Source organism: Chryseobacterium carnipullorum (assembly GCF_003815695.1).
Classification (GTDB): domain Bacteria; phylum Bacteroidota; class Bacteroidia; order Flavobacteriales; family Weeksellaceae; genus Chryseobacterium; species Chryseobacterium carnipullorum.
In genome coordinates this window covers 2,911,261-2,926,430 of sequence record NZ_CP033920.1, presented here as the reverse complement: position 1 = coordinate 2,926,430, position 15,170 = coordinate 2,911,261, and the positions used below count along the sequence as shown (strand labels likewise).

Below are 15,170 nucleotides of genomic sequence, written 5' to 3'. Positions count from 1 at the left end.
GAGATATCAGCAGCAGGATATGATTAATGAAGAATTTTATGTTTATTTCGGAAGGTATTGATCAATTTAAGCAAATACAACAAAATTTTAATGATCAAAAAAAACATTTAATTTATATATTTGAGGGATCAAAAAATTTCATAAAATGATTTCCGTAAACAGAGCATTGTACTTATCCGCTTTCAGTCTTTTTTCTTTAGCATTTGTGAAAGGACAGAATAAAGTTCCTTTCGGTGTGGTAAAAGCTGAAGAAGGCTATGCCAATGTACGTGTCCACAAGGATGACTACAGAAAAATAGTAGACAAGATCAGAATGCGCAAAGGAGATGTATTTGTTTATGTAAAGCCTGCCCCGGGAGAAACGGAATGGATATGGATCAAATATCCCGAAAAGCAGGATGAGGAAAAACCTTTTGTGAGATATGAAAATCTTGAAAAGGAAGGAATGGTGAATAAAGGCCGTATCGCTTTTATCGACCAGCTTCCACAGTTTACACCGTCTAAATCCAAGAACGGAAAATCACTTATCTTTACGGACAACAGCAATCCTAAAATACCAACTTCCCAGAGAACAAAAGTAGTCATCGATGTGTATCCATCGAACGCCGGCTACAGAAAACAGGAAAAAGATGCGAATGGAAAGATTCTTACTATAGATAAAGTAAAACCCTGGGGAATCAAGGATGCACTTCCGGAAGGCATGACAGAGATCAAATCGATCCGAGTTCAGCAGCCCGGACGAGGTTCCGTTTTTGTAAGGGAAGCCATTAAAAATATGTTCCAGCCTACAATGGATTTCAATAATGTAGGAGTAACGGCTCTTGACAATGATCATATCTATCTTTATATGATCAACGGCTCGGGTGAAAACCGGTATATCACGCTTTGGGCCATCAAGGAAGGAAGAGTGATGAGCCAGATTATTTACAATAGTCCGGAATAATTGCCGTTTTTCTCTGTAATATTCTTATTTTTGCCCTGAAAAAGTATAACGCTTATTCATCACAGAAACTGGTTCTGCTTAACGCAGATGAAAAGGGAACCGTGTGAAAATCACGGACTGTCGCGCAACTGTAAGTAACTGAAGTCTTTATCAAGGATCCACTGTGCAGGGCACGGGAAGGAGATAAATGATGTTACAAGTCAGGAGACCTGCCTATTTCTTTAAACAAGAAACTTTCGCGATTTGAAGTTTATTGATCTGATGGACTGCTTCAGGAATTCCTATGATTCCTGTCATGGCTCTGTTATTTTGATAGTATTTCATTTCGCATTAATTAATAATGAAATATGACGACAGAAGAAAGAATTGCAGCATCCGAAACCAGAATTTTTAAAGCGGTTTTTCCAAATACCACCAACCATTACGATACACTTTTCGGAGGTACTGCTATGCAGCTGATGGATGAAGTAGCCTTTATCACGGCAACCCGTTTCGCAAGAAAAAGAGTGGTAACCGTAAGCAGCGATAAAATCGATTTTAAAAAACCAATTCCAGCAGGAACGATTGTAGAATTGATAGGGAAAGTTTCCTATGTCGGAAAAACGAGTATGAAAGTGAATGTAGAGATCTATACAGAGCAAATGTACTCTTATGAAAGAGAAAGAGCGATCGTTGGAGATTTTACTTTTGTGGCTATTGATGAAGAAAAGAAGCCTATCAGAATACTGTAATAAAAATAGTTTCGGACGGCCAGAGGCCGCCCGAAACTATTTTTACAATTGGGTTCTTTTGCCTTGAAGCAAAATGAACCAAAAATTCAAGACTGGAAAGACACTATCCCACAAAGTGTGTAAGTTAAAAAGTTAGGCTTGGATTTTATAATCTGAGCCTTTTTTCAAAAATAAGGATAAATTGATTGAGAACAATGCCCCAATTTTGGATAGGCATCGTCCATTTTTTAGTAGCTTCTTTTAATGCCAGATACACTGATTTCATTACGGCATCATCGGTAGGAAAAGACATTTTGTTTTTGGTGTATTTTCGGATTTTTCCGTTTAGATTTTCAATTAAATTAGTTGTATAAATGATTTTTCGGATCTCTAAAGGAAAATCAAAAAATACAGTAAGTTCATCCCAATTGTTTCTCCAGGATTGGATAGCATAAGAATATTTACTTTCCCATTTATCTGCAAAATCATTGAGTGCTTGTTCAGCTGCTTGTTTTGTTGGAGCGGTGTAAATATGCTTCATATCGGCAGAGAATTCTTTTCTGTCCTTCCATACCACATATTTGCAGGCATTTCTGATCTGATGCACAACACAAATCTGGGTTTGAGATTCGGGAAAGACAGAGCGGATCGTCTGGGTAAATCCGTTTAAATTATCGGTGGCGGTGATGAGAATATCCTCCACACCACGGGCTTTTAAATCTGTGAGAACACTCATCCAGAATGCTGAGCTTTCATTTTTTCCAAGCCACATTCCCAATACTTCCTTTCTCCCGTCACGGCTTAATCCAACAGCCAGATAAACTGTTTTATTAATGACTTTGGAGTTTTCCCTTACTTTGAAAACAATCCCATCCATCCAGACAATGAGATACAAATCTTCAAGCGGGCGGTTCTGCCAACTTACTGCTTCACTTGCAACCGCATTGGTTATTCGTGATATGGTGGAAGTAGAAACCTCAAAATCATACATTTCACGGATTTGTTCCTCAATGTCTGATACGCTCATTCCTTTGGCATAGAATGAGATGATGATGTTTTCTAAACCATCGATAATGTTGTGCCTTTTGGGAACTAATGCGGGCTCAAAACTACCTTCTCTATCTCTGGGAACCTTAATCTCGGATTCCCCAAAAGACGATTTTATCTTTTTGGTTCCATGACCGTTTCGATAATTTCCATTAGTTGTTTTACCATGCTTTTCGTTATCCAGATGACTGTCCAGCTCTGCATCCAACATATGCTCCACGGCTTTTTTGTGCAGTTCTTTGAAGAAGGATGTTAAATCTTCCCCATTCTTAAAGGATTTGTAGAAATCCTTGTTGTTTAATAAATCTTCTTTGTCAATCATAACTATGTAATGTTAAAAATAATAAAAAGTTATTTCCGTAAAATTTTTTGAGCTCTAAGGGCTCAAAATTTTCCAGAATAACTTTTCAACTTACACAGTTAGTGAGACACTACCACTGGAAACTTCCACTAAAAATGAAATCTGTTCTCTAAAAACTCTAAAACTCTTGCGTTAGCTATCTATAGTAAGAATCGTATTTTGTGCCGCACTCAAACATAAGAGTTTTCTTAACGTTCACAGAATCCATTTTCTTAACCTTACAGTTTATTAGGTCGTTCCCTACATCTCTAATAACCTAAGATAATCGTCAAAACAGATCGTTATAAACTATTGTATCAATTGTCTGTCCCATTATCTAACAACTTTTTCAGTATCCAAACTCCTGCTAAGCAACGTTTGAAAAGCCTCCCCCATTTCATCCGATGCTCTGGTAATGGCATTTTCAAGCATATTTCTGATCTGCTTTTCCGTAACGCCAGCTTCAGTCCAGCTTTTTCCTGACGTGTGAGCATTTAAAATAAATGGCATAATCCTGTCGATGGAGCAAGCAAAAATAGCATCCGGAGTTTTTTCTTCTTCAAATTCAAGCCAAAGTTCAAAAAATTCTGTGCGCAAAGGCTCATCAAGAATTCCGAAAATTTTCTGTGCTGAAATTTTTTCTCTTTCAAATTTCCCCACCATTGCTTCTTCATCAAAAAGGAAAGTATCTCCAGCTTCGATCTCCACCAGATCATGGATGGAAAGCATTCTTATGACTCTTAAAAGATCAATATCCGCCCGGTTTTTAGCATAAGGGTAAAGAATCTGGGCCAGAATAATGATCTGCCATGAATGCTCAGCTGTATTTTCCCTTCTGGAATCATCCGCATTATAATTTCTTCTCTGTACATTTTTCAGGGCATCTACGGCCAGGATAAAATCGATCTCCTTCTGTATTTTCATTTTCTTTTTTTATTATTTAGATGATTTTTTAACCACCCATTTATTACTGATCTTCTCTCTTACGGTTATTTTTGGAGGATCTTCACTTACATCTCCGATTTTTTCATACACCAAATCGATTCCTTTATTAGGAATCACCTGGTATTCATAAGTATAATGCAGTGAAGCTCCTGATCTTGCATACGTTATTAATCGTTTACGTTCGTAATCCACCTCAAACATTCCCTGATAATTGCTCGCAATGTTGGTAAGTTCTTTACTTGGGACAAATTGATTCCGTGTCGAATTAAAGACATAGACATCATATGAAGCACTACTGTAATTCCCTGCGTTACCATTTCTGAGTGCAACATCTTCTGTACCGTCAAAATTAAAATCTCCAAAGACAACAGGACTTTCATAGACCATTTCCTGAGTAAGCGATATTACATTTACTTTTGAAGGCTTAAAGCTTTCTTTAAAAGATAAAATCAGGTTATCTGAAACCAGTGTTTGTATTTTTTCACCGTTTTTATTGAACAAAACGACATTGGCCTTATGCCCGCACTGATCGGTAAGGCATTCTTCAACATCAATTTCGGTATTGTATTTTTTGGATGCCCCTTCCATAGCAAAACGGTATTGCCCGAAGCAAAGAGGTCCAAGCAGCATCAGAGCTGATAAAGACTTGTAAAATAGGGATGTATTGATCATGTGATTGGGTATTAATTGAATTTTTTCAAACAAATTCTATGCAAAAATAAGGGTTTTGACTGAAAGCTATTTCATGTAACAGATTAGTTGTATTTTTATTAAAAATATATCATATGGCTCCAGAATTCAATTATCCAACGGAAATTAAAGGAACAAGAAAGTTGTATTCTCTATTCAAAGGGTTAAAAAATCCTTTAGAGGTTATTACCGGGAATCATAAGATGGCAGGAGATACCTATTGTATTAAATCAAGTTTGACTCATAAAAACTTTATTTTTTCTCAGGATAAAGAATTCACAGAATATATTTTAAAGCAAAATCATAAAAACTATTACAAATCTGAGATACAGTCCATCACTTTAGGAAAGTATCTGGGAAACGGTTTGCTTACTAACAACGGAAAAGACTGGCTAAAGCAGAGAAGACTGATCCAACCCGGTTTCAGTAAAGCGAAAATCAGCAACCTTGTTTCCATTATGGAAGAAGAAATTGATAAAGCTTTTCAATCATTTAGACCTGAACAGGATGTGGATCTTTATGATTTCTTTCACAAGCTTGCTTTTAATATTGTAGCCAAGACTCTTTTCAGTTCTGATATTGATGAAAACCGGATAAAAGAACTGGGTAAAATCATTACAGAAGTTCAGGAAGTTTTCGCGAAAGAAGTCCGTCTGCCTTTCTATTCTCAAATTCTGAAATTTTTGGGAGTACTCGACAGGACTCTTGAAAAAAGCGAAAGAGGAAAGGCCATTATTCAGGAAGTTTTAGATAAGCGAAGAAATACAACGGAAGAGAAGAATGATTTGCTGGACATGCTCATCCAGACAAGATATGAAGACACGCAACTTCCGATGTCTGATGAACAATTGGTTGATGAAATGCTGATCCTTTTCATTGCTGGCCACGAAACAACAGCCAATGCTTTGACTTTTATCTTTTTTGAGATCAGTCAGAATCCTGATGCTGAGAAAAAATTAAAAAAAGAGATCGCTGACGAAGAGGAAATGGTTTTTACTTCTGATAGCTTAATGAAAAAATCTTTTACTTCAAACATCATCAAAGAAGCGATGCGCCTCCATTCTCCAGCGTGGGCAATTGATCGTCAGGCTTTGGAAAATGATAGTTTCAAGAAATATTCCTGGCCGAAAGACACTTTGATTATACTGTATATCAGTGGTCTTCACCGAAATCCGAAGTACTGGAAAGATCCGAACTCTTTTATTCCCGAGCGTTTTGACGATGAAAATGCAAAGAATTTTGCTTACTACCCTTTTGGTTCAGGCCCCAGACTTTGTATTGGTGAACACTTTGCCATGATGGAAATGGCTCTTATCGTCCGTAAATTCTACAAAAAATTCAGTTTTATATCTTATCAGAAAGAATTAGACAAAAAAGCTCTTGTTACGTTAAGAACCACAAGCTTAAAAGGAAAATTATCAGCTATTTGACCTTATTTTTTTTAACCATTTATTTTTTTTAAATTGATCAATAAAAATAATAAAACTGATTTTCAGTTAGTTACGTCATTTATTTGTATTTTTTCACTACTTTGTATTGCATATTACCATTTTAATTACATATCTTTGTAATGTAAAATAAGAAGAGGCTCATCTAGCTAGGAGTATTCTTCTTAACATATAACTAATTAACAAAACCTATTAAAGATGAATACTGAAAATACCAAAGCGCAAATGCGCAAAGGGATTCTGGAATTCTGTATTTTAAGTCTCATCAATCACCGTGAAATGTATGTTTCCGACCTAATTGATGAACTTAAAAAAGGAAAACTGGATGTAGTGGAAGGCACCCTCTATCCTCTCCTTACAAGACTGAAAAATGGAGAATTTCTCTCCTACAGATGGGAAGAATCTACAGGAGGACCACCAAGAAAATATTATCAGATCACAGAAAAAGGAAAACTTTTCCTAACTGAACTACAAAATACCTGGGCAGAGCTGACAGCGTCAGTCAATCAAATCACTCAAAAAATATAAAAAACAAAGCTATGAACAAGACACTCTCAATAGGACTCGCAGGTTTTTCTTTCACGATAGAAGAACACGCATATATAAAGCTCAGCGATTATCTGAATGCACTGAGAAGCTCATTGGACGCTTCAGAGGAGGAGGAGGTAATGCATGATATAGAAATAAGAATGGTTGAAATCTTCAGAGATTCTTTAGGAAAACGTGAAGTAATCAACGATACAGACGTAGAAAAAGTAATTGCACAGATTGGATCTCCTGAAAAGATCGAAGAGCAGGAAGAAGCTTACTTTTCTGAGAAAAATACAAGAAAAAACACTCACTCAGGAGCAGAATATACAGACAAGAAACAATTGTTCCGCGATCCTGAAAGACAAAAGATCGCAGGGGTATGTGCAGGACTTGCCCACTATGTAGGAATGGACATTACGGCGATGAGAGCGATCTGGTTGGGAATATTTATTCTGGGTATCTTCACCGCAGCTATTTCTTCATCACTGATCGGTCTTCTTTATGTCATTCTCTGGATTGTACTTCCAAGAGCAGAAACAGCTGCAGATTTCCTGAAAATGAAGGGAAAGCCTATGAACTTCGACAATCTTAAAAATGAGTCTAATAAATTGGTTCAGTTTGCCAACGAATCTACTCAGAGAGTCGGAGAAATGTACAACGAATCCAAGCCTTACATTGACAATGCGGGCAGCGGAGTTTGGAACATCATCAAATATTTTGTAGGATCCATCTTTGTATTAATGGCAGTAGGAAGCATCATCGGTATATTTGTTATCTTCGGATTATTCGGTATGGATGCAGATTTTCCAGGTGCTAATGAAATGAGATTCTATATGGATGATAACGGTCTGGACAAAGTTCTGGTAGCCATTATGATCATCGGATGTCTTATTCCTACGATTCTGTTCAGTTTATTGAGTATCCGTATATTTTCACCAAAAACAAAGCTTAGAAATATCGGATGGGTGATCGGAGCATTATTTCTTATATTGATTGGCCTGGGAACCTATTTCGGAGTGAGCATGGCAAAGAAAAACCTGATCTACAAGGGCAGCAAGGAAGACACAGAAAATATTGCCATCAATACGACATCAGATACGCTTTATGTAGATTTGAAACAAGTCAATATTCCTCAGAATTTCACGGCATATGATGACGATATTTATTCTGACAAGAAAACGGTTTATAAAGAAGATTATATCTCTGTAGAGGTAACAAGAAAGCCGGAAGTGAAAACACCTTATCTGATCATTAAAAAAGAAGGAAACGGCTATAACGTTCCGGTTCAGATCAACGTCCCTGTAGAAATAGTAGGCAATAAGGTATTGCTTCCGAACTACATCAAGTATCCTTATGAGCACAGATTCAGACATTACAGAGTAGATTACGAACTGGTTGTTCCTCAGAATGCAGTAGTAATTCCATTGAAAAAAGACAGAATGGACTTTGACGGAGATTTGAACGGAGACGGAATCAATGATGACGATCAGGATCAGGACGAAAACGGAAAGATCAGAATTGAAAAAAACAAGATCTCAGTTAATGGTTCTACGATAGAATACAACTCTGATGATAAAGACAGTATTATCATCAATGGGAAAAAAGTTCCGAATTCCCAGGCAGACAAAGTAATGGATTCCATGAAGTCTACCATCAAAAAGATGAATAAGAACGTAGACATCAAAATCAAAGACGGAAAAGACGAAATTTCCATACAAACTAAATAATTAACTTCAGAGAGTGCAGGAGGTGTGAATGGAAGGCAACCGTTTGAAATTCACACTCTTCTTCTCTCAGAAAACGAAAAAAATATTAGTATTTAGTTCGCTATGTTAAAAAAATGTTATACATTCGTATAGTTAAAAAAAATTAACCAAATCAATAAAAAACACCCTAACCATGGTACAAGTTGCACTAGAAATTGTAATGAAGATCGCAGATTTAATCAGCGGTTTGTTTTAAGAGCGATAATATTTCAATATATTTGTAAAGTATAACCTGTTTGGTTATACTTTTTTGTTTTTAATTTAAAGATATATGAGAAAACTGATAGGTAAATTAATGTTAAAGCTGTTGGGCTGGAAAGTTGTTTTACAGGGTGATGCAAAAAGCTTAGACCGATGTATCCTTGTGGTAGCACCCCACACCCACAACATGGAATATCTATTGGGAAATCTTGCCTACTGGTCTCTCGGGAAACCTCTTAAAATCATTATCAAAGATGCCCACACCAAAGCATGGTACGGCAGTGTTGTAAGAGGCCTGGGAGGAATCGGGATCGACAGAACGCAGAAAAATGATCTGGTAAGTTTTGTCGCCAAACAGTTTGCAAAAGAAGATTTCAGTCTTGTTATTACGCCTGAAGGAACAAGAAGCTGGGTTCCGAAATGGAGAAAAGGATTTTATCATATGGCATTAGCCGCAAAAGTGCCTATCGTTCTTGCTGCCGGCGATTTTAAAAGAAATATCGTCTATCTGGGCTACACCATTCCTTATGAAAGAATTGCTTCTGCTCCTTTTTCAGAGATTATGGAAGAAATCCAGGAGTATTATATTAAAAATGACATCGGACCTAAAATTCCTGCCAACTGGAATCCGAATATTATGGGAACAGGCACTGAAGAAGAAGTTAGAAGTTAGAAGTCAGCGAAATTACTTTTATTCCATTGCTCATTAATTTATCAATTATCATTCATCACTTATAAAATGAAAGGTCAGACTAAAGAAGAACTCCTTACGTTTTTAAACAACTGGGGAAACGGTGTCACATTAGCCAAAACACTTGAAATACAATTCACCGATATCGACGTTGACAATGAAACTCTTACTGCGACTATGCCGGTTCAGCCAAAGGTACATCAGCCTTTTGGTATTCTGCATGGTGGTGCAAGCTGTGTTCTGGCAGAAACTTTAGGGTCAAGCCTATCCAATATTTTTATCGATGGCAGCAAATATTATGGCGTAGGAACGAATATCAATTCCAACCACCTTAAAAGTAAAAAAGACGGAATTGTAACCGCTACGGCCCGTTTCATCAGAAAAGGAAAGACGATGCATGTTTCAGAAATTGAGATCAGGGATGAAAAAGGAACGCTCATCAATCATACCACGATGACGAACAACATTCTTCTGAGATAGTTTAAAACATCAGCCAAAAATAAAAAGACTCAAAAAAATTGAGTCTTTTTTTATATACTTGCTGCAACCTTTTTCTTTTTCGTCATCTTATAAGAAAATAGTAACCATGAAAACACTTTTTTTACCATTCTTACTTTTATTATTTGTCATCTCATGCAGTGATAATGATACTGAACTTCTTGAAAAAAAAACTGCATCTTATGATGTTTACCTTGGTGGTATAGACGACTACAAAGCATGCTACTGGAAAAACGGACAGCAACATTTTCTGCCGGGAGGACAAGATATCCAAGCAAGCCAGCTTGTCGTAGATCATAATGATATTTATATTATGGCCAATAATGTTCCAGGCACAAACACCCCTCCCACATGGTATTTCTGGAAAAACGGAATAAAATATAATGTTGCAGATTATATAAACGAAGCTCCGAATACAAATAGTGACAAATACAAACTTCAGATCTGGAATAGACTGACAATATATAATGGTGATATCTACTTCACCGGAATTGTCAAAAATCCGAACCCTACTTCTTCGCAGGACCTTTATCAACATTGTTACTGGAAAAATGGAGTCAAGACCGTATTGGAAACATTCGGGCAAAACAATCAGTTTGCTTTCGGCTGTTTAGGAGTTGACAACAACAATGTATATGTTGCCTTACGTAAAAACTTCACCAACAACGCTGCGGGAATGACTAATTGGGATTTGGGATACTACAAAAACAATACTTATAATGCCATGAACGGCAACCTGTTTCCTCGCCGCTTTATAACAGATCAGACTGGACTGCACATGCTTTTAAGAGATACTAACAACACTTTTCATTTCAAAAACATGAATGGAGGCAATGATATCCAAATTCCTGCTACTATAGCCCAAAGTGGTATAGAAGAATTCTATTTTGAAAATTCAGACATCTATTATATCGGTAAAAAATTCTATTACAAAAATAATACTCTTGTTCAGATCAATGATCCGGCAGGCTATAATACAATCGGGCACTTTGTAGCAAAAGACCAGAATATTTACATGACACGATACAACACAGATACAAATGGAACAGGAGTGAAATTTTATATCAATAATGTAGAAGCAGGAAGCATTGCAGATATCAGCAGAGGCTGCTTCAATTCTATTTTTGTCGTAAAGAACTAATCCAGGCATGCATTATACTTACGACTGGCAGAAAATATACAGCGAACATTCCCCAAAACTCTTGGGGATTTGTCGCAGATATATACCGGATGTATACGCTGCGGAAGATATCCTTCAGGACAGCTTCATTACAGCCATGCAAAAAGGTCATCAGCTTAAAGATGAAAAACTATTGTTCGCATGGCTTAAGAAAATTGTGATCAATAATGCGCTTCAATATATAAGGAAAAGCAGTAAAGAAATTTTTATTGACAAAGAAACGTCAGCAACATCATTAACGATGAGTGAAAATATGGAAGAAAAAACGTATGTTCTTGCCTATGATTTTACGCGTGAAGAGTTACTCTCCTCTATAGATCATCTTCCTTCGCATCATAAATCGGTATTTAATTTATATTGTATAGAAAACCATTCCCATGCTGAAATTGCAGAGATGCTGGGAATCTCCGTCAATACCTCGAAATCACATCTTTTGAGAGCTAAAAAGTCAATTCAAAATTATCTGGCTACTACGATAGTCAAGCCTGATACTCCAAAAAAGAAAATAACTCAAATACTAATTTTTCTGGGTTTCGGAAGCCTTTTATGGGCACAGACTTTCAAAAGTAAATTCTCGGAATTTTTACTTCAGCCAGACAGATTGCTTGAAATTCCGGAGAATATATCTATCCAGAATATCAGTTTTAAATCAGACTCCGGTATGGGCTGGAAGATAAAAGCAGTAGCAGCATCCAGTCTTTTCGTTATTATATTAAGCTCAGTTCTTATTTTCAAACCGGACAGTCCAATCATTTCCAAAAGCCTTATACAAGCTGAAAGTACAGAAGCAGCTCAAAACAATGAAAAAATTGAGACGGAAACCCTGAACCAATCAGTTTTGAGTGCCAATAATGATGAGCTACAAAACAAAGAAATACCAAAAAACAATAGTATTGAACAGGCCGTTGTTCATGAAGAAAGCCGCAAATTAACACAAAATAAACCTAAGATCATCGTAAAAGATTCTGCGGAAAACATTCCGACAAAGATCATCGTTGTAAAAAAAATCATTCAGAGAGACACTATTTACGTTGAAAGATAATTCCCGTTATGCCTTTAAAAAAATTAATTTTCATCCTTTTCTTGTTTATTCTGTATCCGCTCAATGGCCAGAGAAAAAAGACGGATACGCTTTACGTCTATGAGAAAGTCATTGTTTATGATACCGTTTATTTAGAAAAAGCCTTAAAAATAAAACCACTGGGCATCTATTTCAACCCTTCAATGATCTTTAATTCTGTTCCTGTAACACAGCAATATGAATACATTTCATTCATGGATACAGCAAAAGGTATAGCTATCAGACCAAGAAAATTTGAATACGGTGTTGAAGCCGGAATAGGTTTTAAAAATAGTAATTGGGCTAAAAAATCATCAGAAAACAGACAGCAACTCGGATTCAATGCGGGAATATGGATTTCAGGAAGTATTTATAAACGATTTTCATTGATGCTTTCCGCAAATGTATATCACTGGAATTCCACCTTTGATCTGGATGCCAATAGAGAAGATACCTGGTTAAACGGCTATTATTTTACAGAAGATCAGAAGCCTATCCTGTTTCAAAAATTTAATAACAAACACTTTGAATATGCAGTACAGTTGAAATTATTTTATGAATGGAAAAAAATCAGGCCGTTTATAGGATTTCTAGCCAATCAGAATGTCTATACAATGCAGTTTATGGTCCCGGAAAATAACATTTTGAACAAACTGGAGGATTTCAAATCCAAACAGATCAATCCTGGATACTCTTTCGGAGTTCAGTACCGGATGACGCGAAAATTTCTTTTATCTCTGGAGTATCAGGAATATAAATGAGAAATATTTCGCTAAAAAACAGGGCTTTTAATTTTGACATTTTTAAGACTAATAATACCTTTGCTGAAAGGAAAATCAACCTGGGAGTTTCGTATACTATTTCCGGGTGGTGATTCTCCAAATCTATTCACAGCTCATGATTTATTTCAAACTCCCTTTCAACGAAACATTATATTCAACTGATCAAAAACAGGGCAGCGAGTCCATCAGCTTTCACTCTTTTGCTCTGTTAAGGCAGATCGGTTTTGAAGGAAACATCACTGAAGCTTCTGAACCATTTGAACCAAAAGAAATGACCAGTGAAGTACTTTTGAAAGATGAAAGTCATTTCACGGAAGAGACCAAAGAGGAATATACCAATACTCTTCAACAGGTCATTGATGTCATCAAAAACCATGACCTTCCCAAGCTGGTGTACTCAAGGAGAAAGATCTTCAGGGATTTTAACGGTATTGATTATAAAGAAAGTTTTAAAAAACTTTGTATCACTTATCCCAACGCATTCAGATACATCTTTAATGATGGAGAGAATGCCTGGATGGGTGCTTTTTCTGAGACCCTTGGAAAATTCAATAAAACGACCCACGAATTTGAAACCATGAGTCTTGCCGGAACGCTGCCTGTATCTGAAGAATGGACAGAAAAAGAGATTGAAGAACAAAAACCTGTCACCTCTTATATCAAAGATATTCTTGAAAACTACTCAGCCAATCTACAGCTATCGGAGACCTACGATCATATTTCAGGAAATATCAAACATCTGAGGACAGATTTTAAAGCCCATATACGGCCTGAGGATCTGGACAATCTCATCCACGAACTCCATCCTACCCCTGCAGTATGCGGAATTCCAAAAGACTTCTGTAAAAAGAGTATTCAGCAATTTGAGAAATTTCCACGGGAATTATATGCCGGGTATATCAAAGTGGAAACAGATGAATGGGTTATGTACTTTGTCAATCTCAGATGTGCAAGATTGTATAAAGATTCAGTACACATTTTTGTAGGCGGCGGAATAACGGCGCAAAGCGATGCCGAAAAAGAATGGCGTGAGACAGAGCTGAAATCTGAGGCTGTTTTAAAGAATCTTGTGGTTTCTTAGGGTGAACGGTAGCACCCACCCAGGGATTTTTCTTATATTTTCGAATTTACACATAGTTTCATACGTGACATACTGGTGGAGACACTCGAAGGGATCAGCTGCAAAACTTTAGGAAGAAATGATTTTTTTTACGCAAAGTTCTATGAAAAGTGCTTTTGAGTTGGAGGAGGCAAAGAGTTCGACTTCGTCTCTGATGAAGCTTCAGGACAGAGCGCCTGCTTAATCGAATCAATGAAATTGATTCCGTCTTTGCTTCCCTTTATCATTAGTGTAATCAATTTCTTTGCGTTAAAAAAAAACGTATCCCCGCGCCAAGTTTTGAAATTGATACACTCGAAGCCACCAGTAGTAAAAACGAAAAACCTCTTTCACTTGAAAGAGGTTTTATTATATAGAATAATGTGATTCTTAAATTACTTCTTCACTCCAATTCTGCTCCATGTATCCAGTACAAAAAGCAAAATCAAACCAATAACTGCTGAAGCGATTGAAAATACAAACTTCAGGTTATCTTCTGATAAAAGATCCGTTTGCCAGTCTAATGCATAAAGATTGATGGCAATGAAAACGATAAACACAACTAGAAATACTTTATAAAACTTCTGCATGATTCTTAAAAATTAATATAGTTCTGCACCAATTGGGCAAAGTTAGCGGTGAATAATTTTATTGAAATAGCCAATAGGATGATTCCGAAAACCTTCTGAAGAATAGACAGTGTAGCCTCTCCCATTCTGTTTTCCAGCCATTTTGCTGATTTCAGCACCAAATATACGAAAATTGTATTGAGAACAATTCCTAAAATAATATTAATGTCATGAAATTCAGCTCTGAGAGATAATGTTGTTGTGAGCGTCCCGGCTCCTGCTACCAGTGGAAACGCAATAGGGACAATGGATGCAGCCTTTGCTTCAGTGGTTTTATTGATTTCAATTCCAAGAATCATTTCAAGTGCTATGATAAAAATCACAAAAGCTCCGGCAATGGCAAATGAATTCACATCTACTCCGATAAGCTTAAGAATTTTATTTCCTACGAATAGAAAAACGATCATGATCACTCCGGCAGTAATCGATGCCTTCCCGGCCTCAATCTGCCCAAATTTCTGCTGAAGGCTTACCACAATGGGAACAGAACCGATAATATCGATCACGGCAAAAAGAACCATAAAGCAGGTAACGATCTCTTTAATAGAGAAATCATTAAATATTTCCATCTCTTTGTAATTAATAATTTCGCAAAAATATGAAAAAAAAG

General features: G+C 36.6%; 16 protein-coding genes and 1 riboswitch. Of the genes, 11 read left to right on the top strand and 5 right to left on the bottom strand.

Going from position 1 to position 15,170, the window contains the following annotated elements:
- The first annotated feature begins 145 nt into the window (after positions 1–145).
- Together EG346_RS13385 and EG346_RS13380 are read left to right on the top strand one after the other, a co-directional pair.
- Positions 146–943 carry a hypothetical protein gene (locus EG346_RS13385; RefSeq protein WP_073333040.1) on the top strand — a complete coding sequence of 266 codons (798 nt, stop codon included), beginning with the start codon at positions 146–148 and terminating at the stop codon, positions 941–943.
- Between the two features lie 52 nt (positions 944–995).
- Positions 996–1,174, top strand: a riboswitch (cobalamin riboswitch).
- A gap of 116 nt (positions 1,175–1,290) precedes the next feature.
- Positions 1,291–1,674, top strand: a complete 384-nt coding sequence (locus EG346_RS13380) for an acyl-CoA thioesterase (protein ID WP_073333042.1) — start codon at positions 1,291–1,293, stop codon at positions 1,672–1,674.
- 145 nt (positions 1,675–1,819) lie between these two features.
- Here the strand turns inward: EG346_RS13380 and EG346_RS13375 are convergent, their stop codons facing one another.
- The 3 genes from EG346_RS13375 to EG346_RS13365 all read right to left on the bottom strand — a co-directional run bounded on the left by EG346_RS13375 (position 1,820) and on the right by EG346_RS13365 (position 4,657).
- Complete coding sequence (locus tag EG346_RS13375) at positions 1,820–3,022, bottom strand: IS256 family transposase (protein WP_123878212.1); 1,203 nt, start codon at positions 3,020–3,022, stop codon at positions 1,820–1,822.
- A 351-nt stretch (positions 3,023–3,373) separates the two neighbouring features.
- The gene (locus EG346_RS13370; RefSeq protein ID WP_073333044.1) at positions 3,374–3,964 is read right to left on the bottom strand and encodes an HD domain-containing protein; all 591 of its coding nucleotides are present in this window, start codon (positions 3,962–3,964) and stop codon (positions 3,374–3,376) included.
- Between the two features lie 12 nt (positions 3,965–3,976).
- Positions 3,977–4,657 (bottom strand): XAC2610-related protein, encoded by a 681-nt coding sequence (locus EG346_RS13365; protein ID WP_123879181.1) that lies wholly within the window; start codon positions 4,655–4,657, stop codon positions 3,977–3,979.
- Between the two features lie 113 nt (positions 4,658–4,770).
- Here EG346_RS13365 and EG346_RS13360 point away from each other — a divergent pair, with 113 nt between their 5' ends.
- From EG346_RS13360 to EG346_RS13320, 9 genes are all read left to right on the top strand, one after another.
- Positions 4,771–6,105, top strand: coding sequence for a cytochrome P450 (locus EG346_RS13360; protein WP_123879178.1), 1,335 nt, complete (start codon positions 4,771–4,773; stop codon positions 6,103–6,105).
- A 216-nt stretch (positions 6,106–6,321) separates the two neighbouring features.
- Entirely contained in the window at positions 6,322–6,651 is a 330-nt protein-coding gene (locus EG346_RS13355; protein ID WP_073333048.1) for a PadR family transcriptional regulator, read from the top strand.
- Positions 6,652–6,662: 11 nt separating this feature from the next.
- Positions 6,663–8,381, top strand: a complete 1,719-nt coding sequence (locus EG346_RS13350; RefSeq protein WP_073333050.1) for a PspC domain-containing protein — start codon at positions 6,663–6,665, stop codon at positions 8,379–8,381.
- Positions 8,382–8,691: 310 nt separating this feature from the next.
- The gene (locus EG346_RS13345; RefSeq protein ID WP_073333052.1) at positions 8,692–9,294 is read left to right on the top strand and encodes a 1-acyl-sn-glycerol-3-phosphate acyltransferase; all 603 of its coding nucleotides are present in this window, start codon (positions 8,692–8,694) and stop codon (positions 9,292–9,294) included.
- 66 nt (positions 9,295–9,360) lie between these two features.
- The gene (locus EG346_RS13340; RefSeq protein ID WP_073333054.1) at positions 9,361–9,792 is read left to right on the top strand and encodes a PaaI family thioesterase; all 432 of its coding nucleotides are present in this window, start codon (positions 9,361–9,363) and stop codon (positions 9,790–9,792) included.
- A 106-nt stretch (positions 9,793–9,898) separates the two neighbouring features.
- On the top strand, positions 9,899–10,951 hold the full coding sequence (locus EG346_RS13335) for a hypothetical protein (RefSeq protein ID WP_123879176.1): 1,053 nt from the start codon (positions 9,899–9,901) through the stop codon (positions 10,949–10,951).
- Between the two features lie 7 nt (positions 10,952–10,958).
- Complete coding sequence (locus EG346_RS13330; protein WP_123879174.1) at positions 10,959–12,032, top strand: RNA polymerase sigma factor; 1,074 nt, start codon at positions 10,959–10,961, stop codon at positions 12,030–12,032.
- Positions 12,033–12,040: 8 nt separating this feature from the next.
- On the top strand, positions 12,041–12,811 hold the full coding sequence (locus tag EG346_RS13325; RefSeq protein ID WP_123879172.1) for a hypothetical protein: 771 nt from the start codon (positions 12,041–12,043) through the stop codon (positions 12,809–12,811).
- 136 nt (positions 12,812–12,947) lie between these two features.
- Positions 12,948–13,913 carry a chorismate-binding protein gene (locus EG346_RS13320; protein ID WP_123879171.1) on the top strand — a complete coding sequence of 322 codons (966 nt, stop codon included), beginning with the start codon at positions 12,948–12,950 and terminating at the stop codon, positions 13,911–13,913.
- A 413-nt stretch (positions 13,914–14,326) separates the two neighbouring features.
- Here EG346_RS13320 and EG346_RS13315 read toward each other — a convergent pair whose 3' ends face one another.
- Together EG346_RS13315 and EG346_RS13310 are read right to left on the bottom strand one after the other, a co-directional pair.
- Positions 14,327–14,521: a hypothetical protein gene (locus EG346_RS13315; protein WP_034745893.1), complete on the bottom strand. Its 195-nt coding sequence runs from the start codon at positions 14,519–14,521 to the stop codon at positions 14,327–14,329.
- A 5-nt stretch (positions 14,522–14,526) separates the two neighbouring features.
- Positions 14,527–15,129 (bottom strand): MarC family protein, encoded by a 603-nt coding sequence (locus EG346_RS13310; RefSeq protein WP_034728847.1) that lies wholly within the window; start codon positions 15,127–15,129, stop codon positions 14,527–14,529.
- Positions 15,130–15,170 lie beyond the last annotated feature (41 nt).